The 25,307-nt window shown below is 75.9% G+C and carries 25 protein-coding genes and 1 pseudogene; 13 read left to right on the top strand and 13 right to left on the bottom strand.

Going from position 1 to position 25,307, the window contains the following annotated elements:
• Positions 1-41: 41 nt before the first annotated feature.
• Positions 42-521: an SRPBCC family protein gene (locus tag ACIRPH_RS02380; RefSeq protein ID WP_402908327.1), complete on the bottom strand. Its 480-nt coding sequence runs from the start codon at positions 519-521 to the stop codon at positions 42-44.
• Positions 518-847, bottom strand: coding sequence for an ArsR/SmtB family transcription factor (locus tag ACIRPH_RS02375; protein WP_402908325.1), 330 nt, complete (start codon positions 845-847; stop codon positions 518-520). The genes ACIRPH_RS02380 and ACIRPH_RS02375 overlap by 4 nt, the downstream gene beginning before the upstream one ends.
• A gap of 258 nt (positions 848-1,105) precedes the next feature.
• Here ACIRPH_RS02375 and ACIRPH_RS02370 point away from each other — a divergent pair, with 258 nt between their 5' ends.
• From ACIRPH_RS02370 to ACIRPH_RS02360, 3 genes and pseudogenes are all read left to right on the top strand, one after another.
• On the top strand, positions 1,106-2,113 hold the full coding sequence (locus ACIRPH_RS02370; RefSeq protein WP_402908323.1) for a glutathione S-transferase family protein: 1,008 nt from the start codon (positions 1,106-1,108) through the stop codon (positions 2,111-2,113).
• Positions 2,110-3,327, top strand: a complete 1,218-nt coding sequence (locus ACIRPH_RS02365; RefSeq protein WP_402908321.1) for a saccharopine dehydrogenase family protein — start codon at positions 2,110-2,112, stop codon at positions 3,325-3,327. The genes ACIRPH_RS02370 and ACIRPH_RS02365 overlap by 4 nt, the downstream gene beginning before the upstream one ends.
• Positions 3,328-3,448: 121 nt before the next feature.
• Positions 3,449-3,586 (top strand): annotated as a pseudogene (locus ACIRPH_RS02360) (IS481 family transposase); the annotation flags it as partial.
• A 150-nt stretch (positions 3,587-3,736) separates the two neighbouring features.
• Here the strand turns inward: ACIRPH_RS02360 and ACIRPH_RS02355 are convergent.
• A complete protein-coding gene (locus ACIRPH_RS02355) occupies positions 3,737-4,636 on the bottom strand; it encodes a LysR family transcriptional regulator (protein ID WP_402908319.1) in 900 nt (299 codons plus the stop codon).
• Positions 4,637-4,746: 110 nt separating this feature from the next.
• Here ACIRPH_RS02355 and ACIRPH_RS02350 point away from each other — a divergent pair, with 110 nt between their 5' ends.
• Positions 4,747-5,706 carry an EamA family transporter gene (locus ACIRPH_RS02350; protein ID WP_402908317.1) on the top strand — a complete coding sequence of 320 codons (960 nt, stop codon included), beginning with the start codon at positions 4,747-4,749 and terminating at the stop codon, positions 5,704-5,706.
• Here ACIRPH_RS02350 and ACIRPH_RS02345 read toward each other — a convergent pair.
• The 7 genes from ACIRPH_RS02345 to ACIRPH_RS02315 form a co-directional block, all read right to left on the bottom strand.
• Complete coding sequence (locus ACIRPH_RS02345; protein ID WP_402908315.1) at positions 5,703-7,004, bottom strand: FAD-dependent oxidoreductase; 1,302 nt, start codon at positions 7,002-7,004, stop codon at positions 5,703-5,705. The two genes, ACIRPH_RS02350 and ACIRPH_RS02345, sit on opposite strands and share 4 nt — an antisense overlap.
• The gene (locus ACIRPH_RS02340) at positions 7,001-7,126 is read right to left on the bottom strand and encodes a hypothetical protein (protein WP_402908313.1); all 126 of its coding nucleotides are present in this window, start codon (positions 7,124-7,126) and stop codon (positions 7,001-7,003) included. The genes ACIRPH_RS02345 and ACIRPH_RS02340 overlap by 4 nt, the downstream gene beginning before the upstream one ends.
• A gap of 16 nt (positions 7,127-7,142) precedes the next feature.
• On the bottom strand, positions 7,143-7,964 hold the full coding sequence (locus tag ACIRPH_RS02335) for a TetR/AcrR family transcriptional regulator (protein WP_402908311.1): 822 nt from the start codon (positions 7,962-7,964) through the stop codon (positions 7,143-7,145).
• 98 nt (positions 7,965-8,062) lie between these two features.
• On the bottom strand, positions 8,063-8,887 hold the full coding sequence (locus tag ACIRPH_RS02330; protein WP_402908309.1) for a class I SAM-dependent methyltransferase: 825 nt from the start codon (positions 8,885-8,887) through the stop codon (positions 8,063-8,065).
• Positions 8,884-10,182: an aspartate aminotransferase family protein gene (locus tag ACIRPH_RS02325; RefSeq protein ID WP_402908307.1), complete on the bottom strand. Its 1,299-nt coding sequence runs from the start codon at positions 10,180-10,182 to the stop codon at positions 8,884-8,886. Before ACIRPH_RS02325 ends, ACIRPH_RS02330 begins: the two co-directional genes overlap by 4 nt.
• Before the next feature lie 11 nt (positions 10,183-10,193).
• Positions 10,194-11,336 carry an NAD(P)/FAD-dependent oxidoreductase gene (locus tag ACIRPH_RS02320; RefSeq protein WP_402908305.1) on the bottom strand — a complete coding sequence of 381 codons (1,143 nt, stop codon included), beginning with the start codon at positions 11,334-11,336 and terminating at the stop codon, positions 10,194-10,196.
• The gene (locus ACIRPH_RS02315) at positions 11,324-12,640 is read right to left on the bottom strand and encodes a pyridoxal-phosphate dependent enzyme (RefSeq protein ID WP_402908303.1); all 1,317 of its coding nucleotides are present in this window, start codon (positions 12,638-12,640) and stop codon (positions 11,324-11,326) included. Before ACIRPH_RS02315 ends, ACIRPH_RS02320 begins: the two co-directional genes overlap by 13 nt.
• 337 nt (positions 12,641-12,977) lie before the next feature.
• Between ACIRPH_RS02315 and ACIRPH_RS02310 the strand changes: the two genes are divergently transcribed.
• The 8 genes from ACIRPH_RS02310 (at position 12,978) to ACIRPH_RS02275 (ending at position 21,256) form a co-directional block, all read left to right on the top strand.
• Positions 12,978-14,297 carry a phenylacetate--CoA ligase family protein gene (locus ACIRPH_RS02310; RefSeq protein ID WP_402909467.1) on the top strand — a complete coding sequence of 440 codons (1,320 nt, stop codon included), beginning with the start codon at positions 12,978-12,980 and terminating at the stop codon, positions 14,295-14,297.
• A 39-nt stretch (positions 14,298-14,336) separates the two neighbouring features.
• Positions 14,337-15,869, top strand: coding sequence for an AMP-binding protein (locus ACIRPH_RS02305; RefSeq protein WP_402908301.1), 1,533 nt, complete (start codon positions 14,337-14,339; stop codon positions 15,867-15,869).
• Positions 15,870-15,988: 119 nt separating this feature from the next.
• Positions 15,989-16,438, top strand: a complete 450-nt coding sequence (locus ACIRPH_RS02300) for a hypothetical protein (RefSeq protein WP_402908299.1) — start codon at positions 15,989-15,991, stop codon at positions 16,436-16,438.
• 223 nt (positions 16,439-16,661) lie between these two features.
• On the top strand, positions 16,662-17,588 hold the full coding sequence (locus ACIRPH_RS02295; protein ID WP_402908297.1) for a carbohydrate kinase family protein: 927 nt from the start codon (positions 16,662-16,664) through the stop codon (positions 17,586-17,588).
• Between the two features lie 211 nt (positions 17,589-17,799).
• Entirely contained in the window at positions 17,800-18,822 is a 1,023-nt protein-coding gene (locus ACIRPH_RS02290; protein WP_402908295.1) for a glucosyl-3-phosphoglycerate synthase, read from the top strand.
• Positions 18,816-19,676: a dihydropteroate synthase gene (gene folP, locus ACIRPH_RS02285; protein ID WP_402908293.1), complete on the top strand. Its 861-nt coding sequence runs from the start codon at positions 18,816-18,818 to the stop codon at positions 19,674-19,676. The genes ACIRPH_RS02290 and folP overlap by 7 nt, the downstream gene beginning before the upstream one ends.
• A gap of 10 nt (positions 19,677-19,686) precedes the next feature.
• Entirely contained in the window at positions 19,687-20,382 is a 696-nt protein-coding gene (locus ACIRPH_RS02280) for a hypothetical protein (RefSeq protein WP_402908291.1), read from the top strand.
• An 82-nt stretch (positions 20,383-20,464) separates the two neighbouring features.
• Positions 20,465-21,256 (top strand): pyrimidine reductase family protein, encoded by a 792-nt coding sequence (locus tag ACIRPH_RS02275; RefSeq protein WP_402908289.1) that lies wholly within the window; start codon positions 20,465-20,467, stop codon positions 21,254-21,256.
• A gap of 221 nt (positions 21,257-21,477) precedes the next feature.
• Here ACIRPH_RS02275 and ACIRPH_RS02270 read toward each other — a convergent pair whose 3' ends face one another.
• The 3 genes from ACIRPH_RS02270 to ACIRPH_RS02260 all read right to left on the bottom strand — a co-directional run bounded on the left by ACIRPH_RS02270 (position 21,478) and on the right by ACIRPH_RS02260 (position 24,258).
• Positions 21,478-22,644 (bottom strand): PrsW family intramembrane metalloprotease, encoded by a 1,167-nt coding sequence (locus tag ACIRPH_RS02270; protein ID WP_402908287.1) that lies wholly within the window; start codon positions 22,642-22,644, stop codon positions 21,478-21,480.
• Entirely contained in the window at positions 22,641-23,255 is a 615-nt protein-coding gene (locus ACIRPH_RS02265) for a hypothetical protein (RefSeq protein ID WP_402908285.1), read from the bottom strand. Before ACIRPH_RS02265 ends, ACIRPH_RS02270 begins: the two co-directional genes overlap by 4 nt.
• 262 nt (positions 23,256-23,517) lie before the next feature.
• Entirely contained in the window at positions 23,518-24,258 is a 741-nt protein-coding gene (locus ACIRPH_RS02260) for an SDR family oxidoreductase (RefSeq protein WP_402908283.1), read from the bottom strand.
• A gap of 140 nt (positions 24,259-24,398) precedes the next feature.
• Here ACIRPH_RS02260 and ACIRPH_RS02255 point away from each other — a divergent pair, with 140 nt between their 5' ends.
• On the top strand, positions 24,399-25,100 hold the full coding sequence (locus tag ACIRPH_RS02255; protein ID WP_402908281.1) for a TetR/AcrR family transcriptional regulator: 702 nt from the start codon (positions 24,399-24,401) through the stop codon (positions 25,098-25,100).
• The last annotated feature ends 207 nt before the right edge of the window (positions 25,101-25,307 follow it).

Raw genomic sequence — 25,307 nt, 5'->3', positions numbered from 1 at the left:
CGCCCGTGCCGGAGCGGCCGGGGCGGCCGGCCGCTCCCGGCTCACCCGGCGGCGAACAGCCGCCTGTAGTGCGCGACGAGCTCCTCGTCCGGACCGGTCCCCTGCGGGGCGGGCCGCCCGTCGAGGACCGCGGCGAGGCCCTCCAGGCACCTGTCCCACCCCGCGGCCGTGTTCGCCGTCCTGTCCGGGTCGGCGACGGTGTTGGACAGCCGCAGCACGCACCCGTCCCCGTCCTCCTCCAGGGTCCAGCGCAGGTCCTCCCCGGCCCAGCGGAACGCCAGGGTGCGCGGCGGGTCGAACTCCGTGACGGGCGCGGTCTCCGGTTCCTCCCCGGGGAAGGTCAGTGTGAGGGCGCCGCCCTCGCGCGCGTCGATCTCCACCCGGCACGGGAACCACCGGCTCAGGGCCTCGCCCGTCGTCAGGGCGGCCCAGACGGCCGGCCTGGGGTGCGGGTAGCGGCGCGTGAAGCGCAGGACGGGAGAGCCCGGCGTGCTCGTGTCGACGCGGACGTGCGTGGTCATCGCGGTGGCCCTTCGTGCGTACGGGTGGAGTCGAGGTGGTCGCCCAGGTCCTGGAGCCTGTCGGTCCAGAAGGCGCGGTACGGGTCCAGCCAGGCGTCCACGCCGCGCAGCCCCTCCGGCCGCAGCCGGTAGCGCCGCCCCTGGCGCTCGGCGCTCTCGGAGACGAGCCCCGCGGTGCGCAGGACGCGCAGGTGCTTGGAGACGTTGGGCTGAGACGTGCCCAGGACGGCGACCAGGTCCTTGACCAGCAGGCCCTCGCTCTCGCGCAGCGCGTCCAGGATGCGGCGGCGGCTGGGGTCGGCGAGAACGGAGAAGAGGTCGGACATACAGCCAATATGCGTTGCTGGTTATATGCATGTCAAGGCATGAATGCGGTGTCGGCCTTCCGGTCGGGGGACGGAGCCGTCGCGGGCGCGGGGCGGCGGCCCCCGGCCCGCGCGCCGGCCGGCTCCGCCCGCGGGGGAGCGCCGGGCGGGCGTGGCGGGGAGCGCGCCGGTCCCCGGCGCACGCCGTGCCGGGAACGGCGGGCCGCGGGCGGATACGATGCGGCTCCGACCGTGACAGCGCGTCCGAGAGGAGCCGGGATGAGGGCCAACAGGATTCCGACCGAGGAGATCAGGCGGGAGCCGGCGGCGTTCGACGACAGGGTCACCGCGGACGGCCGGTTCGGCCGTGCCGCCGAGCCCGGACGCCTCCGCCTGGTGGTCAGCCGGGCCTGCCCCTGGGCGCACCGGGTCGTCGTCACGCGGCGGCTCATGGGCCTGGAGGGGGCGGTCTCCCTCGCCGTCACCGACCCCCGGCAGGAGGACATCGACGGGGACCCGCACTGGGTGTTCACCGAGGAGACGGGCAGCCCCGGGGGCGTGGACCCCGTCCTCGGCATCCACGCCCTGCGCGAGGCCTACCTCGCCCGCGACCCGCACTACGACGGCGGGGTCAGCGTCCCCGGCCTGGTCGACGTGGAGAGCGGACACCTGGTCTCCAACGACTACGACCGGCTCTCCCTGGACATGGCCACCGAGTGGGGCGGCCTCGTCCGGGACGGGGCCCCGGACCTGTACCCCGCGCCGCTGCGCGACGAGATCGAGGCCCTGGACGCGGACGTCTACCGGGACCTCAACAACGGCGTCTACCGCGCGGGCTTCGCACCGGACCAGGCGCGCTACGACGCCGCGGTCGCCGGGGTCTTCGCGCGCCTCGACGCCCTGGAGGAACGCCTCGCCGCCCGGCGCTACCTCGTCGGCGACACCCTCACGATGGCCGACATCAGGCTGTTCACGACCCTGGTCCGGTTCGACTCCGTGTACCACGGCCACTTCAAGTGCAACATCAGGAAGCTGGCCGAGTACCCGGCGCTGTGGGCCTACGCCCGCGACCTGTTCCAGACGCCGGGCTTCGGGGACACCACCGACCACGACCACATCCGCGTCCACTACTACTACGTGCACACGGGCATCAACCCGACCAGGATCATCGCCGCGGGCCCCGATCCCCGGGGCTGGCTCACCGCCCACCGCCGCGAGGAGCTCGGCGGGAGCCCCTTCGGCGCGGGGACCGCGCCGGGCCCGGTGCCCGAGGGCGAGCGCGTATGACCGCCGCCGGAGGAGGGGCCGCGGACCCCGGCGGCCCCGGCTCGCGCAGGTACGACCTGGTCCTGTTCGGGGCGACCGGGTTCACCGGCGGGCTCACCGCCGAGTACCTGGCCCGGCACGCGCCGGCCGGGACCCGGTGGGCGCTCGCGGGGCGCGACGAGGGCCGGCTCGCCGCCGTGCGGGAGCGGCTGGCGCGGACCGACCCCGCGTCGGCGGACCTGGACCTGCTCGTCGCGGACTCGGGGGACCCGGCGTCGCTGAGGGCGGTGGCCGAGGCGTCCCGGGTGGTCGCGACGACGGTCGGGCCCTACATCCGCCACGGCGACGGGCTCGTCGCGGCGTGCGCGCGGGCGGGGACGGACTACGTCGACCTGTGCGGCGAGCCCGAGTTCGTCGACCGCACCTACCTGCGCCGGCACGCCGAGGCGGTCGACAGCGGGGCCCGGATCGTGCACAGCTGCGGTTTCGACTCCGTGCCGCACGATCTGGGCGCGTACCTCACCGTCGGCCTCCTTCCCGAGGGGGTCCCCCTCCGGGTGGAGGGGTTCGTCAGCGCCTCGGCCGCCGTGTCCGGGGGCACGTTCCACTCGGCGGTGACGGCGTTCTCGCGCCTGGGGGCGGGGGCCGCCGCCGCCCGGCGGCGCCGGGAGCGGGAGCGGGCGCAGGGGGAGGGCGGCCGCAGGGTGCGGGGGCTGCCCGCCGTACCGCGCCGGGAGGGCAGGCTCGGCGTCTGGGCCCTGCCGCTGCCCACCATCGACCCGCAGGTCGTCCTGCGCTCCGCCCGGGCGCTCGAACGCTACGGGCCCGACTTCTCCTACGGCCACTACGCGGCCGTCGGGAAGCTGCCGAGCGCGGTCGAGATCGCCGGGGGCGCCCTGGGTCTGGCGGCGCTCGCGCAGGTACCGCCGGCGCGGGAGTGGCTGCTGAGCCGGATGGGGGCGGGTGAGGGGCCGTCGCCGGAACGGCGCGAGCGGTCGTGGTTCAGGGTGGTGTTCCTGGGCGAGGGCGGCGGCGAGCGCGTGGTCACGGAGGTGTCGGGGGGAGACCCGGGCTACGGGGAGACCGCGAGGATGCTCGCGGAGTCCGCGCTGTGCCTGGCCTTCGACGACCTCCCGGCCGTGGCGGGACAGGTCACCACGGCCACCGCCATGGGGGACGCGCTGACGGAGCGGCTCTCGGGCCTGGGGTTCCGGGTCCGCGCCCACTGGTCCTAGGCGTACCGACCACGGAGGTCGGTGACACCCGCCCCGCCCGACACACGCGAGGAGGGCCTCCGGTACCGGTGAGGACCGCGACGTCCACCACCGGACCGGAAGGCCCCCGACGCCCCGCACTGCCCACGCCGCCCTCACACCCGCCGGGCGCCCCGCGCCGGCCCGCTACGCCGTCGACCGGGGCCGGCCCCCGCGGCGGGCCGCCGCACGCTTCCAGGCCAGCCCCGCCACCGCCCACCGGTGGGCCAACCGCTACCGGCCCCTTTCCCGGCCTTGCGAGGAACGCACCGGATGCGCCGATCGCGACGGGCGGCGCACGCGGAACGCGCCCCGGGGCCCTCGACCACGGGGCCGGGTGGCGGGGGCGGCCGTGTCGCCCCCGCTCCGGTGGGAGGCGCGATCGGGACCTTCAGAGGGCGCGGGCGTGCTCGCGCAGGATCCGGACGGCCTCGGCGACGGCGGGGCGGCGCGAGGTCCCCGCGCGCCAGAGCACGGACACGCCGCGCACAGGGCAGGGGTCCAGCCGCTTGACCACCACCGTGTCGGGGAGGCCGCCGCGTCCCAGGCGGGGGACCAGGGCCACGCCCAGGCCGGCCCCGACCAGGGCGATCTGGGTCTGGTACTCGGCCACGAAATGGGCGAAGTCGGGCTCGGTTCCCACGGAGCGCAGCGTGCGCGTCAGCCAGTCGTGGCAGACGGTCCCCGGCGGCTGGCAGATCCAGCGGGCGTCCGCCACGTCCTCGCGGTGCAGGACCGCCCTGTCGGAGAGCGGGTGGTCGCGGGGCAGCAGGACATCGCACCTGTCCTCGCCGACGGCCTCCCGGGTCACCCCCTCGGGAACGGTCATCGGCGCGATGTCCCAGTCGTGCACCACGGCCAGGTCCACCGTGCCCTGGGCCACCATGTGCGGGGTGGCGTGGGGGTCCTCCTCGAACAGGCGCAGGTCGAGGGCGGGGTGGGTCGCCGCCAGTTCGGCCAGCACCCCGGGGAGCAGGCCCCGCGCGGCCGTCGAGAAGGCGGCCACGGTCAGCCGCCCGGCGGGCCTCCCGCGCTGCTCCTCCAGCGCCACCTCGGCCTCCTCCACGAGGGAGAGCACCCGGGCGGCCGTGCCCACGAGCGTCCCGGCGGCGTCGGTGAGCACGACCCCCCGCCCCCGGCGCTCCAGGAGTGTGGTCCCGGTCTCACGTTCGAGCTTGGCGATCTGCTGGGAGACCGCCGACGGGGTGTAGCCGAGCGCCTTGGCGGCGGAGCTGACGGAACCGTGGACGTGCACCGCATGCAGGGAACGGAGCCTGGAGAGGTCGAGCACGGGAGTGTCCTCCGTCGGTCGGGCGCCGGTGATCGTTCAGCACCGCTGAAAGGAAGTATGTAGGACATTTCGCTGGTGCTTAAACCAGGGGTCCCCCCATCATCGGTTCCATGCGTCCCCTTCACACGTTCCTCGCCGTCCTCGTCGCCCTGGTGTGGGGGGTCAACTTCGTCGTCATCGAGGTCGGCCTCGACCACTTCCCGCCGCTCCTGTTCTCCGCCCTGCGCTTCCTGGCGGCGGCCCTTCCCGCCGTCTTCTTCGTGCGCCGCCCCCGTGTGGCCCTGGGCTGGGTCGTCCTCGTGGGCCTGGTGCTCGGCGTGGCCAAGTTCGGACTGGTCTTCCTCGGCATGGACCTGGGCATGCCGGCCGGGACGGCGTCCCTGGTCCTCCAGGTCCAGGCGGTGTTCACGGCGGTCATCGCCGCGGTCCTCCTCGGGGAGAGGCCGGGCCCCGTCCGCTGCGCGGGGATGGCCGTCGCCCTGGGAGGGATCGGCGTCGCCGCCTACGACCAGGGCGCCGCCGGACCGGTGACGGGCTTCGTGCTCGTCGTGGCCGCCGCCGCGTTCTGGGGGCTGTCCAACGTGCTGACCCGCAAGGCCGCGCCCCCCGACGCCCTGAGCTGGACGGTCTGGGTCAGCCTGGTGCCGCCGCTGCCGATGTTCGCCCTGTCTCTGCTGGTGGAGGGGCCCGAGGCGGGTCTGGCCGCGCTGAGGGGGCTGGACCCCGCCGGGGTGGGCGTGATCGTCTACGTCGCCTGGATCTCCACGCTCTTCGCGTTCGGGGTGTGGGGGTTCCTGCTCCGCCACTACGACGCCTCCACCGTCGCCCCCTTCTCGCTGCTGGTCCCGGTGTTCGGCATGTCCTCGGCCGCGCTGCTGCTCGGCGAGCGGATCACCCCGCTGAGCCTGGTGGCGGCCGTGCTCCTGGTCGGCGGGGTCGCGCTCGCCTCGCTCGGCCGGCGGGGCGCCGGGCGCGGCGTCCCGCCGGCCCCCGGTGCCGCGGCACCCCCCGCTCCCGGGCCGGAGGGCGACCCGGACGGGCTCCGTCCGGCCCCCGTCCCGCGGGACTAGCGGGGAAGCGCGCCCGGTTCGGGCCGTTCCGGCGGGCGCCGGGCGAAGTCCGGTGCGTGCTCGGGGCGCAGGCCCACCCCGATGAGGCGGGCGGGCACGTACGCGAGCCGGGGCACGCGTGTCAGGAACGCCAGGAGCGGAGCGGGCGGGCCCGGCCTCCTGCCGCGGATGATCGGCTCGACCATCCCGCGGTGCATCATCCGCTGCAGGAGCTGGACGCCGACGGTCGGCAGGAGGCGGCGCCTGCGGACCGCCGCCAGGTCGCGGCCGGTGACCGACCGGTGCAGGAGCGGCCGGGCCAGCAGGGCGGCCGCGGCCACGGCGTCCTGCACGGCGAGGTTGATGCCCACGCCCCCGACCGGGGACATCGCGTGCGCCGCGTCGCCGATGCACAGCAGCCCGTCGGCGTGCCAGCGCCGCAGCCTGTCGACGCGCACGTCCAGGTGTTTGACCTCGTCCATGGAGCCCAGTGCCCCGACGCGGTCGGCCAGCTCCGGCATCAGTTCGGCGATGTCGCCCCGGAAGGCCGCGATCCCCCTCCCGCGCAGCGCGGCGTCGGTGCCCTTGCGCGCGATGTAGGCGAGTTGGAGGTAGCCCTCGCGCGGGATGACCAGGGCGAACCGGCCCCGGCCCGCCCGCGGTGTCAGGGCCCTGCCGTCCCCCGGGCGTCCGGGCAGCCGGAACCACCAGGCGTCGATCCCCACGGGGAACCTCCGGACCGGCAGGCGGGCCTCGCGGTGCGCGAGCGACCAGCGGCCGTCGCAGGCCACCGTCAGGTCGGCGCGCAGGACCCCGCCCCGGTCCGGGGTCCCGGCCTCCCCGGCCTCCCCGGTGTCCCCCGGCCCTTCGGCGTGGGGCCGGTGGCGTACGCCGACGACCCGTCCGGCCTCGCGCACCAGACCGGTGGCCTCGGTGCTCATGCGGAGCGTGAAGCCCGGTTCGTCCCGGCCGGCCTCGGCCAGCAGGTTCAACAGGTCCCACTGCGGGACCATCGCGATGTAGGGGTGGCGCACCCGCAGGAGTCGGAAGTCCGCGACGGTCACCGTGCGTCCGCCGCCGACGGGGAACGCAGCCTCGCTCAGCCTGCTCTGGGGGAGCCGGGCGAACCGCTCGCCCAGCCCCAGTTCGTCCAGCAGGTCCATGGTGGAGGGGTGGACGGTGTCCCCGCGGAAGTCCCTCAGGAAGTCGGCGTGCTTCTCCAGCACCGTCACCTCGACACCGGCGCGTGCCAGGAGCAGGCCCAGGACCATCCCGGCGGGGCCGCCGCCGATGATCGCGCAGGTCGTTCTGTCGTTCATCGGGACTCCCGGGAGGTCGTCGGGGCGGTCGGGCGGCGGTGGCCCGTCGGCGCGCCGCCGGCCTGCGGCTCGTGCGGGGCGGCGGACGCGTCGGCGGCGGCTGCGGTGGTCGGGCTGTGCATGGACGGCTCCTCGGGATCAGTCGGCGCGCGGCTCCGGCGGGATCGCGGCGGCCCTGAGGAACGCGTCGGCGAACACCGCGCACGTCTCCTCCGGGTCGGGGAAATTCGCGCCCGGCACGCCCCGGAGGGCGGGGCGCAGTATCGAGTGGACGGCGATCGGGCCGATCATCTGCTGCATGAGCAGCGGGACGGGCAGGTCGCGGATGCGGCCCGCGGCGATCTCCCCCGCGAGCCACGCGCCCAGCCCCGCGAGCATCCGCGGGAAGACGAGCCGGGCGACGAGGTCCGAAGCGGGGCCCTCGGGCCGGGCGAACACGTCGGCCAGGAGGGCGGGCAGCACACGCGGTTCCCGGCCGAGCCCGGCCGCCACCAGGCGGTAGATCCCGTGGACCCGCGTCGCGAGGTCCTCCCCGGGCCGGGCGACCGCCTCCTCCAGGTCGAGGATGGGGCTGTACCGCTCGAACACTGCGCGCAGGAGCCCGTCCCGGCCGCCGAAGGCCGCGTAGAGGCTGTGCACCGAGCACTCCGCGGACGCGGCGACCGCCTCCAGGGTGGCGGAGGCCAGGCCCTGTCCGCTGATCAGCCCCGCCGCGGCCTCGACGGCGCGCGCCCGGACCGGACGCCTCCCGCCGGGGTCGACGCCGGCGGCGCGCACCGCCTCGTCCAGGGCCCCGCGGGAGCCCCCGACGCGGCGCAGCAGGGTGCTGCGGGAGACGCCCGCCTCCTCCGCGATCGCGACCAGGGGCACGTCGGCCACATCCTTCCCCAGGTTCTCGGCGGCGCGTACGGCCGCGCCCACGAGGTCGTCCGGGACGGTGCTGCGTGTTGGTTCTGACATCAGTTTCAAGGTAACCCGTAACCGGGTTCCAGACAAGGGGATGGGAGCGCGAACCCGTCGCGCTCCCGCGCCGTGCCCCGCGCCCGCGGAGCCGGGCGTCAGCCGTCCGTCTCCGGCCTCCTCGCCGTCGCGAAGCGCGGGCGCTCGGTCCCCGGCGGGAGCCCGTCGGGGGTCTCCAGCGGTGCGAGCAGCGCGAAGAGCTCCCGGCGCAGCCCCTCCAGCAGGTCCGCGGGGAGGTGTTCGTAGAAGGACCGGATACCGGTGGACCAGGTCCACTCCCACCACGCGGCGGTGTCGCGGAAGACGAACTGCGCGGTCTCCTCACGGGCCCGGACGTCGCTGAACCCCGCCGACTCCAGCAGCGGCCCGGGGTCCGCGCCGTAGACCTTCCGGCGGAAGACGGAGCTCCCGGCGCGTTCGGCGTAGAACCGGAAGACCTCCCGGACCTCCTCCAGGTCGCCCGGCACCAGGGTCCTGGACGGGACCGAGACGGCGCAGCGCCCTCCCGGCCTGAGCGCGCGGCGGAATCCGTCCACCGCGGCCCCGGGGTCGGGCATGACGAACAGCGCGAAGGCGCACAGCACCACGTCGTAGGAGGACTCCGGGACCGTGAGCGCCTGGGCGTCCATCTGCGCGGCCCACGCGTTGGCCGTGCCGCCCGCCTCGATGTCCGCCGCGAGGTGCGCCACCATCGCCGGGGAGAGGTCGACGCCGTCGACCCTGCCCCCGGGGCCGACGCGCTCCGCGGCCGGGAACAGGCACGCGCCCCGGCCGGCGGCGACGTCGAGCACGCGCTCGCCGGGGGCGGGGGCCGCCAGGTCCACCAGCCGCCGCCCGAAGGTCCGGAAGTAGGCGACGTGCGGGTCGTACCCGGGCGCGCACCTGTCGTACACGGAGACGCTCACCCGGGGAGGCCCGTTCACCGGACGCTCCTCGTGACCGGGGTCTGAGCCAGGGACTCCTTCAGGACCGCGGCGATCGTGTCGATGTCCTCCTCGGTGTGGGCCGTGCTCAGGAACCAGGGCTCGTCGGGGTTGGGGTGGAAGTACACCCCGCGCAGCTGGCAGGCGGACTGCAGGGCGCGGTGTCCGGCGCGGTCCACCGCCGACGCCTCGTCCAGGAGGGCCATCGACAGCACGGATCCGACCCGCTCGAACAGCACCGACCTCCCGGCGGCGGTGGCCGCCTCGCGGACGCGCTCCTCGGCGTACGCGCCCAGGGCCTCCAGGTCGTCGTAGAGGTTCGGGGCGGAGCGGATCTTGGTCAGCGTGGCGGCGACGGCGCGCAGGGCGGCGTGGTTGCCCGCGTAGACGCCCGCGTGGAACGCCTCGTAGGTGGTGAGCGGTTCCATGGCCTCGCGGGACCCGCCGAAGGCCGCCACGGGGAAGCCCCCGCCCATCACCTTGGACAGCACGGTCAGGTCGGGGACGACGCCGTACCGCTCCTGGGCGCCTCCGCGTGCCACGCGGAACCCGGTGATCACCTCGTCGAAGACCAGCACCGCGCCCTTCTCCCGGGTGCGCAGCCTCAGCAGCTCCAGGAAGCCGGGGGCCGGGGGCACCACCCCGGCGTTGGCCAGGACCGGCTCGCAGACGACCGCGCCGAGCGCGCCGCCGTACTCGGCGAACACCCGCTCCACGGCGGCCGCGTCGTTCCAGGGGACCTGGACCGTGTGGTTCATCGCCTCGGGGATCATCCCCGCCGCGCCGGGGCGGGGGCGGTCGCCCGCGGTCCCCGGGGCGCGCAGCAGGGTCTCGCTCCATCCGTGGTAGTGCCCCTCGAAGGTGAGGAGCAGGGGGCGGCCCGAGGTCGCGCGCGCCAGCCGCACCGCCGACATCAGCGCCTCGGTGCCGGAGTTGGCGAACCGCAGCTGCTCGACGCCGGGGACCAGTTCGGCCACCAGGCCCGCCGCCTCGCGGTCCAGGCGGTGCGGCAGCCCCGTGAGGTGCCCCCGCCCGAACTGGTCGGCGATCTGGTCGGTGACCTCCCGGTCGGCGTAGCCGAAGACGTGCGGACCGTACCCCATGTTGGCGTCGATCAGCTCGTTGCCCTCCACGTCGCGGATGCGGCAGCCGGACGCCGACTCCACGACGATGGGCGTCACGACGCCCCTGGCCCGCATGTTGCTGCTGACCCCGCCCGCGACGACCGTGTGGATGCCGTCGTAGGCGACCTTGTTGGAGGCCGGGGCCGTGGCGTTCGTGCTGGTGTCCGTCATCGGTGTCTCTCCTACTGTGTCGCGTTCGCGGTCGCGTGGCGGGCTCCGGAGCCGGTCGGGGTCTGCGTGCCGAACCGGTCGGGTGGGAAGGGGGCGAGCAGGGGGTCGCGGCGGTCGTACACGATCTCCTCGGCGGCGAGCCTGCCCAGGAGCGGGCCGAGCGTCGCCCCGCTGTGGCTGACGGCCTCGTAGTAGCCGGGCACGGCGTCCAGGAACCCGACGCTGGCGTGCCCGTCGGCCGGGTAGGCGCGCGTCCCGAGGCGCACCCGCTCCGGGCGGGCGCCTCGGAGGCCGGGCAGGACCGCGGCGGCGCGGCCGACCAGCTCGGCGAGGAGTTCGTCGAGCCGCCGGGCGCAGGGGCGGGCCGCGCCGATGCGTGCGTCGACGGCGTCCGACCTCACCAGGACGGAGTCCGGGCCCGACGGGCGGACGCTGATGTCCGGCCCCAGCAGCATGGCGTCCGTCGCGCCGGTCAGGGGGAGGTCGGCCAGAAGGCCCAGGGTGGGCCCGAGGGTGAGCGGTCCCCCGACGAGTGCGGCGACCTCCTGTCCCTGCGCCCCGGCGGCGTTGACCACCACGTCGGTCTCCACCGTGCCGCCGTCGGCGAGGCGGACGGCGCGCACGGCCCCGTCCGCGCCGGTGCGCACCCCGGCCGCCTCCGCCCCGAACCGGACGTCCGCCCCGCGGCCCCGGGCCTCGCCGAGCATCCAGGCCGCCATGGGGGGCAGGTCGACCCACCCCTCCTCGGGCAGGCGGGCGACCGGCACCGACAGCGCCCCGGGGCCGACCCCGGCCGGGAGTCCGGTGCGGGCCGGGTCCGCGCAGTGGGCCGCGTACCCCCACTCCGCCGCGGTTGCGGCGGCGTCCTCCAGACGCGGCGGGTCGCCGCCCCAGACCAGGCTCGGGCACGGGTGGAACCCGGGGACGCCCCCGGCCCGCAGCCGGTACAGCTCCCGCAGTCCGGCGTGGTTCAGCTCGAAGTAGGCCCGGGGCGCCTTGCCGAACGCCGTGGCGCGGGCGAACGAGGCCGCGCTCGTGACCGAGGCCGGGACCGGCTCCCGCTCCAGGACGGTCACGCGCGCCCCGATGAGGGTGAGGTTCCATGCGACGGAGGCGCCGACGATCCCCCCGCCGACGACGGTCACCTTGCGCATGCGTCGCCCTCCTCCGGTGTCGTCCGCGCGCCCTCGGCGGCCGGGGGCTCCCCGTCCCAGCCCACGGGCCCCTCGGGCCAGGCCGCGTCCACGACGCGGTGGCGCGAGGGGGTCGGCCACCCGGTGCGGTCGCCGCCGGTGAGGTTCACCAGGACCGGGGCGTCCGGGGGGAGCGTCCCCTCGCGCCGCATGCGCACCGCTCCGGCCAGGGCGGTCGCGCTGGCGTAGCAGGCGCTCACCCCCTCGGTCTCCTCCAGCAGGGCGCGGGCCTCGCGGATCTCGGACTCGCCCACCGCGAGGATCCGGCCCCCGGTGGCGTCGCAGACGTACCGGATGTAGGGGTAGGTCCGGGTGGGGTCGCCCCGCAGGATGGCCTCGGCGATGCCGTGCGGCTCCCTGACGACGTGCCGCCCGGAGATGGCGGAGGAACCCTCGCGGTAGGCGTGCGCCATGGGGGCGCAGCTCTCCTGCTGCACGGCCACGAACCGGGGGAGCGCGGACAGCCGGCCCAGGAAGCGGTACTCCAGGGCGCCCTTGTAGGCGCCGAGGAGGCCCATGCCGCTGCTGACCGCCTGGAACACGTACGCGGGCGGCGGGTCCATCTGGTCGAACGCCTCCAGGTAGGCCAGTTTCAGCCCCTCCCGGCGGGCGAGGTTGAAGAAACCGCCCTCGAAGAAGGCCCCGGTGCGGTCGGCGAAGCGGCGTGCGGCCGCGCCCGCCGAGACGAAGTCCCCCTCGACCAGGTACGTCGAGACCGCGTCGTGGTCCGGGTAGTTGAGCCGGTGGCGGAAGCGCCGACCGCAGAAGAGCGCCATCTCGACCCCGTCGAGGAGCTGGACCCCGCGCGCGTAGGAGGTGGAGCTGTTGCCGGTGGAGGCCATCACGAAACGCTTCACGCCGAGTTCGGCGAGGCGGGACAGGCCCACGGAGGCGATGCGGTCCTTGGTGCTGAGCGTCGGGTTGGCGCTCTCGTCCTTGAGGACGAGTCCGGAGAGTCCGACGCGGCGGCCGAAATCCTCCGCGGGGAAGCACGGCGTGTTCCCCTCGCCGAGCCAGGTGGCACTGCCACGGGAGCGCAGGGGGAGCAGGTCGAAGTAGGTCTGGAGGGGGTTGTGTCCCTTTTCGAGGGATACGGAACCGAGGTCATGAATGGCGTCGACGGCCCCACCGCATTTGCCGCAGCGGTTCGCCGGCCCGTCGTCCTTCCACCGGCCGCAGACCACGCACGCCAGTGAGAAGCCGCATCCCCGGCGGATGGACGAGGAATCTCTCATGAGTGCTTCGTAGTGCAGGTTGAACCCCATGGGAACCTTCCGATGGTGATGCCTGAAGACTGTCCGAAAACGCCGTGAGGGCACCCGGGGGAACGGTGTGAGGAAAGGGGCCCGTCCGTTCCCGGCGTCGAGGGGATTCGGCGTGGAATGTGTGGAATCCGTCGGTTGTATCCCCTTGGGGAGGAGGCCGAAGGGGTGCAAAATAATTGTTTCCCTGCAATCGCCGACGGGAATCATTCGTCCGGAGATTTTCTGACGGACGACGGCTTGCCCTGGTCGAGCTCCCCCGATAAGGGAAAGAACGCACATGATCAACGGTGTTTTTCCGGGTGTCGGAGAATGGTCCGATTTTGACGGTTTGAAAGGAATGTGGGAGGAGCGGATTCCCGAGGTGCTCCGCCGGGCCGAACGGAGCGACTTCTACCGCGGGCGCCTCGGCGACGGCCTCCCCGGCAGGGTGGCCGACCTGGAGGGCCTGCCCCTCACCACCAAGGACGACCTGCGCGCGGGCTACCCCTTCGGGATGGTCGCGGTCCCGCGCCGCGCACTCGTCTCGTACCACGAGTCGAGCGGCACGTCCGAGGGGGCGCCCACCGCCTCCTTCCACACCGAGGCCGACTGGGCGGAGATGCTCGACCGCTTCGGCCGGAACACGATGGGCCTGGCCGACACGGACACCGTCCTGGTCCGCGTCCCGTACGCGATGGTCACCATCGCGCACCAGGTGCACGCCGCGGCCAGGGCGGCCGGGGCCCTGGTGGTGCCGGCCGACGCGCGCTCCACGGCCATGCCGCTGCCCCGCGTCCTGCGCCTGCTGCGTGACCTGCGCGTCACCGTGGCCGCGGCCCTGCCCACCGAGCCGCTGCTCTGGGCCGCCTGCGCCCGCCTGGCCGGGGAGTCCCCCCGCGCCCACGCCCCCGGCCTGCGCGCCCTGCTGAGCGCCGGGGAGCCGCTCAGCCCGGCCCGGCGCCGCCGGATCGAGGAGCTGTGGGGCTGCGGGGTCCACCTCAGCTACGGCAACTCCGAGTGCGGCGCCAACCTGGGCGGGGAGTGCCCCGAGGGGAACCTCCACCTGTGGGCCGACCGCTACCTGCCTGAGGTCCTCGACCCCCTGACCGGGACGGCCTCCTTCGAGGGGCGCGGGCGGCTGGTCCTGACGACCCTGTACCGCGAGGCGATGCCGCTGGTGCGCTACGACACCGGTGATTTCGTGGAGCTCTCCTACGGCGGCTGCCCCTGCGGCTGGGCCCTGCCCCGGGTGCGGGTGGCCGGGCGCTGGGACCACGGCGTCTCCCTGCGGGGGCGCCCGGAGCGGGTGTTCGCCTCGGAGGTGGAGGAGGCCGTGTTCTCCCTGCCGTCCGAACTGGGCGTGCTCTTCTGGCGGGCCGTCGAGGACGAGGGGGTTCTCCGCGTGCGCGTCGAGGCGGCGGACGAGGCCGCCGGGGAGGTCTCCGCCGCGCTGACCGGTGAGGTCGAGAGGGTGCTGGGGGTCGAACCCCGGGTCGAGGTGGTGCCCGCCGGGACCCTCGTGCCGCTGGAGGAGCTCACCCGGCGGTCGTTCACCGCCAAGCCCCGGTACCTGTCCCCGGCGGGCGCGCCGGACGGGGGCGGGGCGATGTACCAGGGGCCCGCGCCGGGGTCCGGCGCCGTCGCTCCCGCACCGGAGCCGCACGCGGCCCGGCCCTGAGGCCGGTGTCCCGCCGCACCAGAGGAGAGGGAACCCCCCATGACGAAGACACCAGTGCTGGACGCCCTTGCCGCCGACCGCGACCGCGTCGCCTTCCTGGACGGGCGGGGGGAGGTGGCCGCGGGAGAGGCCCTGGACCTCGTGTACAGGGTCGCCCGCACCCTCCTCGACGGCGGTCTGGGGCCGGGGGGCACCGCGGTCCTCCTGGGACCGGTGAGCACCCGGCTGTACCTGGTCTCCCACGCGGTCGAACTCCTGGGCGCGGCCCAGCTGGACGTCCCCGTGGCCCTGTCCGCCGGGGAGCGGGCACGGCTCGTGGCGGAGTCCGGGGCGACCGCCGTGGTCGCCGACCCCGATGCCGTCGGCGCCGATGCGCTCAGGGCCGCCGCCGACCTCCCCGGCGTCCGGCTCTGGGCCCTGGCCCCGTCGGAGACGGGGGAGGACCTGTTCACGGTGTGCCGGGGGCACTCGGCCCTCCCCTTCGGTTCGCTGGCCCGGCCGGGCGATCCGCGGGCGATCACCCTGACGAGCGGGACCACCGGGCGGTCCAAGGCGGTGGTGCGGCGGTTCCGCTCCGCCCCCGGCTCCAACGCGTCGTGGCTCGCGCGCCTCCTCGCCGGCGCGGACGGCCCGGTGCGCACGCTCCTCACGGACCGGCTCGTCGGCCCGATCCGGGCGCTCGGCGACGCCACCGTGATCACCGGGGGCCGGGTCTCCTCCCTCGCGGACTGCGAACCGGACTCCCTCCGCGGCGCGGTGCGGGACCACGGGATCACCCACACGGCGATACCGGCCACCTACCTGCGCCCCCTGCTGGACCACCCCGCCACGGCCGACGCGGACCTGTCCTCCCTGCGCTGCGTCGTCACCGGCGGGGGGCCGGTCAGCCCCGCCCTGCTCGGGCGCGCGACGGCCCGGCTGGGGCCGGTCGTGCACTGCTCCTACGGGCAGACCGAGGCGGGGCACATCGCCTGGCTGGCCCCGGAGGACTACGCCGACGCGGACCCGGAGGTCATGCGCAGCTGCGGCCGCCCGGTCACGGGGGTCCAGGTCGAGGTCCGCGGCCCCGACGGGCGGGCGCTCGGCGTGGACGAGCGGGGCCGGGTGTGGGTGCGCACGCCCCTCCTGATGGACGAGTACCTGGGGCGGCCTGAGGAGACCGCGCGCGTGCTCCGGGACGGGTGGCTGGACACCGGGGACGTCGGACGCCTCGGGGAGGGGGGCCTGCTCACCCTGCTGGGGCGGGCGAGCGCCGCCGTGGTGATCGGCGGCGAGACCGTCTTCACCGCCGAGGTGGATGCCCTCCTCCAGGAGCATCCGCACGTGCTCGACGCGGCCTCCTTCGACGTCCCCGGCGAGGGCGGCGCGACCCTGCACGCCGCGGTGGTCGCCGCGCCGGGCGCCGAACCCGCGGAGTCCGAGCTGAGGGAGCTGGTCCTGGGACGGCTCGGACCGAACCACGCGCCCTCGTCGGTCATGTCCGTGCCGCGCATCCCGCAGACCCCCGCCTACAAGGTGTGCCGGGAGACGCTGCGGAGCTGGCACGCCTCCCCGCCCGCCCCGGCGGGGTGACCCGCGGCGCGGCCCGGCGCGCATCCCCTCGTGCCGGGCCGCCCGCCTCCGGGGCCGCGCCCGCCCCCGCGCGCCCGCCCACCACCGGGCCGTCACCGGCCCGGGAGCACGACGGCACGGTGGTCGCCCGCGAACTCCTGTTCCTCCGGAACAGCGGCGCACCCCTGGCCCGGCCGGTGCCGCGGACGGGGAAGACCGCCGCCGTCCTGCCGGCGGACCGGTACAGGACCACCCGGCCGTCGAACCCGCGCGCCCTCCTCGCCCGCTACTTCGACGTGAGCATGCGGCACCGGGAGGTCAACGGCGTCGTGTTCCGCGACGCGGCCGTGCTCACCGAACTCGGTCTCGGCGCCCGTGTCCTCGACTGGCGCCGCCGGATCACCGTGCTGCTGGTCGGGGCCGACGCGGGCCTCGCCGAGCTGGCCCGCGCCACCGTCGCCCTGGGCGGGCTCGGGGACTGCGTCGTCATGTTCGGGGACCGCCCGGCCGCCGAGCTGCGGTCCGCCGCCCTCGACGCCGCCTACGCCGCGCTGGGGCTGGACGACGTGGACCGCGCCGCCACGGTGTGAGGGCGCCGGCTCCGGCGGGCGCGCGTACGACGGCGAGAGCCCCGACCCGGCCGCGCCCCCGGGGCGGCGGCCGTCCGCGCGGAAGGCGCGGACCGCGTGGAGGGCTCGTCCCCCGACGCTGTGGAAGAGTGTTCCCGGCACACCGGGAACCCCTCCCCGGCGGACCCGCCCGGGCGCCGGCGGCCGGGCCCGGACCCCCGACACGGAACAGCCTGGAGGCAGCATGGCGACCACGTCCGCCGCACCCGTCCACGACGTCCTGGTGGTGGGCGGCGCAGGGGTGGACACCGTCGTCCGCGTCGACGCCCTGGAGGTGCCCCCGGGCGACTCCGTGTTCGTCCCGCCGGCGCACGACTACGTGGGCCACACCGGGAACGGGGTGGCGCTCGGCTGCCACGCGCTGGGGCTGGCGGTGAAGTTCGTGGACTTCCTCGGGGACGACGTCCAGGGCCGCATGGTCCTGGAGCGCTACGCCGCGCTCGGCCTGGACTTCGAGCACGTCGTCTCCCCGCACGGAACCCCCCGCGGGATCAACCTGGTGGACCCCGAGGGGCGGCGCTTCTCCTTCTACGACGGCCGCCACCCCGCCGACCTGCGGCTGCCCCGGGAGTTCTACCTGCCCCACCTGGAGCGCGCCGCCCACGTGCACCTGTCCATCGTCAACCACAACCGCGACGTGTACGGGGACCTGGAGGGGCTGGAGGCCACCAGCTCCACCGACCTGCACGACTGGGACGGGGAGGACCCCCACCACCTGCACTACGCCCTGCGCTCGGACCTGGTGTTCATGAGCGCGGCGGCGGTTCGCGGCCGGGTCGGCGAGGTGCTGCGCGGCGTCCTGGACCGCGGGCGCGCCCGCCTGGCCGTGGCCACCGACGGGGCCGAGGGCTGCCACGTGCTCGTGCGCGGTGAGGAGGGGCCCCGGCACTTCCCGGCGGTGCGGCCGGAGCGCCCCGTGGTGGACACCAACGGGGCGGGGGACGCCTTCGTGTCGGGGTTCCTGTACGCCCATCTCGGCGGCGCCCCGGTGGAGGAGTGCGTGCTGGCCGGTTCGGTGGCCGGGGCCTTCACGTGCGGGAGCGCGGGGACCCACAGCGACTTCGTCGACCGCGACGGCATGGAGCGGCTGGTCGCCGCAGCGCGCCCCTGAACCGCGCGCGGGGGCGAGCCCCCCGCGCGGCGGACCGGGCCGCGCGGGCGCCCGGTCCGAGGGCTCGCGGCCCCGCCGACGGGACGCGTCCGCCGCACCGGCCCCCCGTGAGTCACCCGTCACAGAGCGCGGGGATTTCACGCCCGAATTCACGTCCTGGCCGGTGCCCCGCACGGAACGTGCCCTAGGGTTGGCCGCTGGGGAGGCTTCTGTGGAGAACGCGTGGTTCGGACGTCGCACGTACCGGTCCTCGGACTGGTCGGTCGAGCGGCTGGTCGAACTCAAACACCGGGGGCGCGGCACGGTCAGCCTGGTGCTGCCGGCGCGCGACGAGGCCGCGACCGTCGGGGGGATCGTCTCCCGGGTCCGCAGGGAGCTGGTCGAGGACGCGCCCCTCCTGGACGAGATCGTCGTCATGGACTCCGACTCCGCCGACGACACGGCCGCCGTGGCCCGCGAGGCCGGAGCGACCGTCCACCGCGTCGGCGACGTCCGGCCCGACCTCGGCCACCACCGGGGCAAGGGCGAGGCGATGTGGAAGTCCCAGTTCGTGACCTCCGGCGACATCGTCGCCTTCCTGGATGCCGACCTCGTCGAGTGGGGCCCCCACTTCGTGTCCGGCCTGCTCGGCCCCCTGCTCGCCGAGCCGGAGGTGTCCCTGGTCAAGGGCTTCTACGACCGCGTCCTGGACCTGTCCGGGGACGGCGGGGCCGCCGGGGGCGAGACCTCCTACGAGGGCGGCCGGGTCACCGAACTCGTCGCCCGCCCCACCATCGCCCTGCGCTGGCCCGCGCTCGCGGGCGTCGTGCAGCCGCTGTCGGGGGAGTGGGCCGTGCGCCGGGAGCTGTTCTCCCAGCTGTCCGTGCCCACCGGCTACGGCGTCGAACTCGCCGTCCTGGTCGACACCCACCTGCGGCGCGGCGTGGACGCCGTCGCCCAGGTGGACCTGGGGCGCCGGGCCCACCGGCACCAGTCGCTGCGCGACCTGGGGGCCATGGCCACCGAACTCCTCGCGGTCGCCGACCGCCGCTCCGGCCTCGACCGGGGCTCCGACCGGGTCGAGCTCCGGCAGTTCGGCTCCGGGGAGGGGAGGGGTGCGCCTCGCGCGACCGAGGTCAGCCTCGTGGAGCGACCCCCGGCGGCCGAGGCGGGGGCGCAGGGGCCGCCGGAGGGCGGCGGAACCGGGCGCGCGGTGCTCCCGGACGGACTGGAGGGGGTGATCGGCCGGTGCTGAGGCTGAGGGGCCGGGAGTACGGCGCGGACACGGCGCTGGTCATGGCGATCGTCAACCGCACACCCGACTCCTTCTACGACAAGGGCGCCACCTGGGACGACGGTCCCGCGTTCGAGCGCGTGCGCCGGGTCGTCGACGAGGGCGCCGACATCGTGGACATCGGCGGGATCAAGGCGGCCCCGGGGGAGGAGATCGGCGCGGACGAGGAGAAGCGCCGGATCGTCGACTTCGTGGCCGCGGTCCGGGCCGAGTTCCCCGACCTGGTCATCAGCGTGGACACCTGGCGGGCGTCTGTGGGCCGGGCGGTGTGCGAGGCGGGGGCCGACCTGCTCAACGACGCCTGGGGCGGGTACGACCCGGGACTGGCGGAGGTCGCGGCCGAGTTCGGCGTCGGCCTGGTGTGCACCCACACCGGGGGCGTCACCCCGCGCACGCGGCCGCACCGGGTGCACTACGAGGACGTGGTGCGCGACGCCGTCGACCGCACCGTCGCCCTGGCCGAGCGCGCGGTGTCCCTGGGGGTGGACCCCGCGTCGGCCCTCATCGACCCGGCGCACGACTTCGGCAAGAACACCTGGCACTCCCTGGAGCTGACCCGGCGCCTGGGCGAGATGACCTCGACCGGGTGGCCGGTGCTGGTGTCGCTGTCCAACAAGGACTTCGTCGGCGAGACCCTCGACCTCCCGGTGGGCGAGCGCCTGACCGGGACGCTCGCGGCGACCGCGGTGTGCGCCTGGCTGGGCGCGCAGGTCTACCGGGTCCACGAGGTGGTGGAGACCCGCCAGGTGCTCGACATGGTCGCCGCCATCCGCGGGGTCCGACCCCCCGCGCGCACCGTGCGGGGGCTGGCGTGAGGAGCCGTCCGTGATCGTGGGAACCGTGGTCTGCCCGCACCCGCCCCTGCTGCTGCGCGAGCTCACCGGGGGCCAGGACGTGGCCGCCGAGCTGCGCAAGGCGTGCACGGAGGCCCTGGGGGCACTGACCGAGCTCGCGCCGGACGTGGTCGTGGTGGTCGGCGGGCACGACGCCCCGGGCGAGCACGCCGGGGACGCGGCACCGGTCCGGCGGTTCGGCGGAACGGGGGAACAGGGGCCCCGGGAGCGGGAGCTGCCGTTGAGCCTGGGCGTGGCGCGCCGGCTGCTCGACGGGGCCGGGTACTCCGGGCCGGTGGAGATGCTGACGGTGGCCTGGGACGCGTCCGCCGCCGAGGCGGAGGCCGCGGGGGCGCGGATCGCCGGGCGGAGCGGCCGGGTGGGCCTGCTCGTCATGGGCGACGGAGGGGCCCGGCGCGGGCTCAGGGCCCCCGGTCACCTGGACGAGCGCGCCTTCGGTTTCGACGAGGGGATCCGCCGGTCGCTGGCGGCGGGGGACTGGACCGGCCTCCTCGGCCTGGACCCCGGGACGGCGGAGGAGCTGATGGTGGCGGGCCGGGCGGCGTTCCAGGTCATGGGGCACGCGGCGGCCTTCAGCGGGACCCCGGTGCGGCCCGGGCTCCTCTACGCCGACGACCCGTTCGGCGTCATGTACTTCGTGGCGACGTGGCTGCGCGGGGCGGGATGAGCCGCGCGGCGCCCGCCGTCCACGGCCCCTCCCCGAGCGCGGCGGCGACCCGCCGGGGACCCGAGACCCTGGAGGCACGGTCGTGCGCCTGCTGTTGAACGACGCCCTGCCCGGGGTCGCCGCCCCGGGCGAACACCTGGACGCGGCGGCGCTGGAGGGCCTCTACGCCTATCCGGGCGGGGCGGGCCGTCCCTGGGTGCGGGCGAACATGGTCGCGACCCTGGACGGCGCGGCGGCGGGCGGCGACGGGCGGACGGGGACCATCAACACCCCCGCCGACCGGCTGGTGTACACCCTGCTCCGCGACCTGGCCGACGTCGTGCTGGTCGGGGCCGGTACCGCCCGGGTCGAGGGGTACCGGCGCACGCGCCCCCGTACCGGGGACCGTGCGGCGCGCGCCGTCGCCGAGGGCCGTTCGGCCTGTCCCGAACTGGCCGTGGTCAGCCGGACGGCCGCGGTGCCGCCGCTGCTCGCGGCGGGCCCCGGGGGCGGGGCCGACGGGGGCCGGGGCGGCGTGCTGATGGTGACCTGCGCGGCCGCGGGCGCCGAGGCGATCGGGCTGGCCCGGAGGACCCTGGGCGCGGACCGGGTCCTGGTGGCGGGCGGCGACTCCGTGGACCTGCCCGCCGCCGTCGGGGCGCTGGCCGCGCGCGGTCTGCCCCGGATCCTGTGCGAGGGCGGTCCGCGCCTGCTCGCCGACGTGGCCGCCGCCGGACTGCTGGACGAGCTGTGCCTCACCGTGGCCCCCGCCCTGGCGGGCGGCGTCGAGCAGCGCATCGCCGTGGGCGCCGTCGCCGACCGCCCGTTCGTGCCCCGGGTGCTGATCGAGTCCGAGGGCACGCTGCTCCAGCGCTGGACCCGCCCCGGGGCCTGACCTCCGCGCTCCGCCGCCCGCGCGCTGCCTCCGGGCGGCCCGCGTGTGCACCGCCGCCGCCCGTACGGCGCCGGGGCCCGGCCTGCGGCGGGGGCGGGCCCGTGACCGGGTGCGACGCCGACCGCTGTGATCCTGGCGTGCCGCGCTTCTTCGGACCCCGCGGGAAGCGGGCCGTGCCGCCGCCGACCCCGCCTCGGACGCGGGGCGGTGCGGCGGACGGGTCAGGCGGAGTGCCCGGCGTACAGCGCGGCCCGGTCCTCGGCGGCCTCCACCATCCGCTCCTGCCTGTCCCCGACGGCCGGCTGCTCGGGCCGCGCGACCCGCTGGAGCTCGCGTCGCCGCCCGTGCCGCGTGGCCAGGGCCACGGCCGCCGACCTGCGCATCCCGAGTTCTTCCGCCTCCGAGGCCAGCGCGTCGCGCACCCGGCGCCGGTGGGCGCGCCGCACGGTGAGGTAGACGGCCGCCGTCGTCGCGAAGATGACGGCGACCTTGGCCAGGACGCCGAGGACGCCGTCGAACAGGGGCGCGTCCAGGAGCCAGTGCAGCGCCATCGCGAGCACCACCAGGAGGGCGGCGCACACCGCCCGGCGGGTCCTCGGCCGCCAGCCCACCGCGGCGAGCAGGCCGACGGCGGTGCCCGCGACGGCCGACATCGCCCAGTGCGACCCCGGGCCGGTCAGCCCCACGCGGATGACGGCGGTCTGCACCACGGGAGCGAGGCCGCCGGTCCCGCCCGCCATGAGCACCGCGTTCATCGAGTAGATGAAGTTCTCCGTCACCTCGAACCCCAGGCCCACCAGGGAGCCGATCGCGAAACCGTCCACGGGCCCGCGTACGGAGGCCGGGAAGGCGACCGCGACGAGCACGATCCCCGCCAGTTTCAGCACCTCCTCGTTGAGCGGCGCGGTGAGCGCGGCGCCCCAGAGCCCCGCCAGGTCCAGCCCCAGGCCCTTGGCCCAGACCGCGCCCAGGCCGCCGTTGGCGACGACCCCGGCGCCGGTCGCCGCGAACAGGCCCCAGGCCACCGCGACCACGGAGGCGTCCGCGTCGGGCTCCCGCACGGGGCGGATGCGGCGCAGCACCCAGAACCCGAAGGCCAGGGTCACGATGCCGAGGGCCGCGGCCAGGAGCGCCTCGGGGGGGAAGGCCAGCACGGGCAGCGTCAGCTGCAGCGCCAGGTAGAGCAGCCCGGCCAGGCACAGCACGGTGATCAGGACGAGGGAGGCCAGTGCCGGCAGCCGCCGGCCGCGCGCGGACCGCCCCTCGCCGGGCCGCGGCGCGGGGACGCGCCGCGGGCCCGGAGGGGGCTGGGGCGAACGGCGCGGGGACGGCACCGTCCCCCGGTCGGTGGCGGACCGGGCGGGCCGGTCGTCGGGTGCGTGGTTCATGCGGCTCCCTCCCTGGTGAACGAGACGGACCGGACGACGTCGGCGACCGCGGCGAGGTCGGCCGTCGTCGCGTCCCGCCCGGCGAGCGTCATCTCCACGGCGAAGCGGCCGTCGGGGGAGGGGTAGACGACCGCCGCGCCCTGCTGGGAGTCGCTCTTGAAGGCGCCCGTCAGCCCCTCGGCGCCGTCCTCGGTCGAGATCGCCTCCGGTTCGCTCAGCCGGGCGGACGCCTCGCCCGCGCGGGCGACCCGGCGCATGCCGTCCCACAGCTCCTCCGCGGTGGGCGGCGGCGAGGTCGTGGGGGTGACGGAGTTGAGCGTCAGCCGCACGGGGCCGCGGTCGAAACGGTAGACCTGCCCGGCCTGGCTGACGCCGGTGTCCAGGAGCCAGCCGTCCTGGGGGAAGGTCAGCGACGCCCGGTACTCCCCCGCGGCGCCGACGGTCACGGGTTCGCCGGAGGGGACGCTCTCGGAGCCGGGCAGGAGCGCGTTGACCAGCGGCCAGCCCACGACGAGGGCGGCGACCGCGGCGGCGGCCAGTCCCAGTGGAACCCAGTTGCTCAGGGATCCGCGCTCCTGCGCGCGCGGGCCGTCCCCTGTCGCCTCCGTCATGGCGCCCCCTCCGTCGCTCACGGTGAACCGTCACCGCCAGCGAAACACCCGGGGGTGCGGGGCGGGGCGGCCCACGGGCGACTTGGCGCACGTTTACGGCGATTTCACCAATCCCGGGGCTTCCTGGGCGAAACGGGCCCGTGTGCCCTGCCGTGACCTCCTCCCCGGGCCGGCTCTCCCCGCCTCCGCGGGCCCCTCCGGTACGCCGACGGCTCCGCCCCGCGCGCCGCGGGGGCGCCCGCCCGGGGCGGGGCCGCCCCGGTCAGGCGATGCCGCCGTTGGCGTAGACCGTCTGGCCGTTGATCCAGCGCCCGGGGCCGGCCAGGAAGGCGACCGACTCCGCGATGTCCTCGGGCAGGCCGAGGCGCTCCAGCGGGGGCTGGGCGGCGAGCCGGTCGACGGTCTCCCGGTCCTTGCCCTCCAGGAACAGCGGGGTGGCGGTGGGCCCGGGGGCGACGGCGTTGACCGTGACGTCGCGTCCCCGCAGTTCGCGGGCGAGGACCGGGGTGAGGGCGTCCACGGCGGCCTTGCTCGCCGCGTACCCCGCGTAGCCGGGGAAGGCGAGTTTGACGACCGAGGACGAGAAGGTGAGGACCGCTCCTCCCCGGCGGACGCGGCGGGCCGCCTCGCGGGCGACCGCGAACGTGCCGCGCACGTTGGTGCGCAGGAGGTCGTCGAGGTCGTCCAGGTCCTGTTCCGCGACCCGGGCGAGCCTGAGCACCCCGGCCGTGTGGGCCACGACGTCCACCCCGCCGAAGGCCCTCTCCGCGGTGTCGAAGAGCGCCTCGACCTGGTCGGCGTCGGCGACGTCGGCACGGGCGGCGAGGGCCCGCCCGCCCCGGCCGGTGATGGAGGCGACGGTCTCCTCGGCGCGTCCGGCGTTTCCCGCGTAGTGCACCACGACGGACATCCCGTCGCGGGCGAGGCGTTCGGCGACGGCGCGTCCGATGCCGCCGGAGGCCCCGGTGACGAGGGCGACCCGGTGGGTGTTCTGGTTGTCCATGGTGCTTCCCCTGGCTTGTATCAGTGTTCCGTTTTTCTGTTATCGAAGATAACAGCAGAAGCGTACCTCCAGTACGTGTTTTACGTAACCCTGATATCGTCGGAGGCTGCGCGGGTGCGCGGAGTGGCTATCCTCGGCACGTGGACACGCGTACGCAGATGCTCGAAGCAGCCGAACGCCTGCTCGACGAATCGCCCGACCGGGACATCGCGACCCGGGCGGTGTGCGAGGCCGTCGGCGTGGGCGCCCCCGTCCTCTACCGGCTCTTCGGGGACAAGAACGGTCTGCTCAGCGCGCTCGTGGACTACGGCTTCGAGCGCTACCTGGGCGCCAAGCGCTCGGCCGGGCACACGGAGGACCCCGTCGCGGACCTGCGCCGGGGATGGGACGCGCACAACGGCTTCGCCCTCGCCCACCCGGCCGTCTACCGGCTGATGTTCTCCCCGCACCTCGCGCAGGTGCCGGGCGCGTCGAAGGAGGCGTTCTCCCTGCTGGAGCGGACCCTCGTCCGCTGCGCGGCGGCCGGCCGCCTGCGGGTCGGCCCCCACCGCGCGGCCCAGGCGATCATGTCCGCCAACGTCGGCGTCGCCCTGAGCATGGTCAGCCAGCCCGACGTCTACACCGACCCCGGCCTGTCCCACCGCGTCCGCGACGCCGTCTTCGCCGGCCTGCTCACCGAGGACCCCGCCCCCGGGGACGCCGGCCCCGCGGAGCCGGAGGCGGGCGCCGCCGCTCTGCGGCTGGCCGCCCTGCTGCCCGACGGCTCGGACGCGCTGACCGGTGCGGAGTCCGCCCTCCTGCGCGAATGGCTCGACCGCATCGCCGCGGGCGCCTCCGCGTAGTCCCCTGGCCGGAGTCCCGCCCGTCCTCCGACGCGGCACGAGGGGCGCCCCCGCGCGCAGCCCGCCGGGCGGCGGTCGCACGGGGGGCGGAGGCCCCCGGCCCGGCCGTGGGGCCGTCCCGGCGATCGGCGGGCGACACGGCCTCGCGGACATGGCGCCGGACCCCCGGCGGGAACACGATGGGGGAGGAGCGTCCCGACCCGAGAG

Source organism: Nocardiopsis sp. NPDC101807 (assembly GCF_044766605.1).
Taxonomy (GTDB): domain Bacteria; phylum Actinomycetota; class Actinomycetes; order Streptosporangiales; family Streptosporangiaceae; genus Nocardiopsis; species Nocardiopsis tropica.
The sequence above is the reverse complement of the archived record's forward strand: the minus strand, read 5'-3'. Positions and strand labels throughout refer to the sequence as shown.